Consider the following 1067-nt stretch of genomic DNA (forward strand, 5'->3'; position numbering starts at 1 on the left):
ACGTTATCTGTTATTTTTATTTCAGTATCACGTGGACCTCTTCCTAAAGTTTCTTTAATATAGTAACTTATAAAATTAGAAATCTCTCGTTCAATAGTAGTTCGAGTTTTATTCATATAAAATTCCCACCTCTATAATTATATTATCTAATTGAAGACTAAATTTTTGCAGCCAATTCATGATGGATGTTTACATGTTCATGTGTGCTATTGATTCAACAAGTTTACAATTGATTCAACCACTATTGGCCACTCATCTGATTCTGGATCAATAATCTTAAAGTGCTCTGCACTTGAAATAGCTTTTAAGATAACATCATCGCCTGAGCCCTTAGCAGCTTTTTCGAATTGTTCACTAATGCCAATTGGTACATTGATATCAAGTGAACCATGAATAAGCACAAGTGGAACACAGATGGGTAGAAGAGCTATTGGTGAACCTTCAGCATACCGACTATGAAGGTATTTTGGCATTCCATCAAATAGGTCTCGTGTTGGATTATCACTGACTCCAGTTTTCACTTCTCGCAATACATGGATTTCATGCATAAGTGCAGGGTCACAAACACCTGCAAGACTGATTGCTCCTTTTAATGACAAAGGATTCTCGGAAGTTTTTAAAATACTATTCGAAGGAAGGTTGTGTCGCGCAGCAATCCATAGAGCTAGATGCCCCCCAGCTGAATGTCCGATCGTAACAATACGATCTAAATCAAGCGGATAGGATTCTGCAAGGGTTCGAACAAAATCTGCCGCTTGCGCATTATCCAAAAAAGTACCTGGCCAACCTCCTCCCTCTTGTCCAACTCGACGGTATTCTATGTTCCATGTTGCAATGCCTCGAGAAGTTAAATCTTCTGCAAACTTATCCATTTGGTCTAACTCATATTTTGCTCTCCAAAAACCTCCATGGATAAGAATTGCAACAGGAAAGGGGCCGTTACCTTCTGGCAGCCTTAAGTCCCCAAATTGGTTTTCATTTTCCCCATAGGCAATTCGTTGTAAACTTTTGAAGTTTCTTTCTAAGGAAAAATTCAAAGTCATAAGCCCCTTTACTTAAATTATTTT

The 1067-nt window shown here is 38.1% G+C and carries 2 protein-coding genes; both read right to left on the reverse strand.

Annotation, left to right across the window (positions count from 1 at the left end; all coding sequences use genetic code 11):
- Positions 1-116 (reverse strand): Na-translocating system protein MpsC family protein (locus tag V7137_RS30865; RefSeq protein WP_420490202.1); only part of this gene is annotated, 116 nt, incomplete at its 3' end.
- A gap of 90 nt (positions 117-206) precedes the next feature.
- On the reverse strand, positions 207-1037 hold the full coding sequence (locus V7137_RS30290; RefSeq protein ID WP_335701501.1) for an alpha/beta hydrolase family protein: 831 nt from the start codon (positions 1035-1037) through the stop codon (positions 207-209).
- Positions 1038-1067: the final 30 nt, after the last annotated feature.

Origin of the sequence: Neobacillus drentensis, assembly GCF_036962765.1 — a bacterium.
Classification (GTDB): domain Bacteria; phylum Bacillota; class Bacilli; order Bacillales; family Cytobacillaceae; genus Neobacillus; species Neobacillus drentensis_C.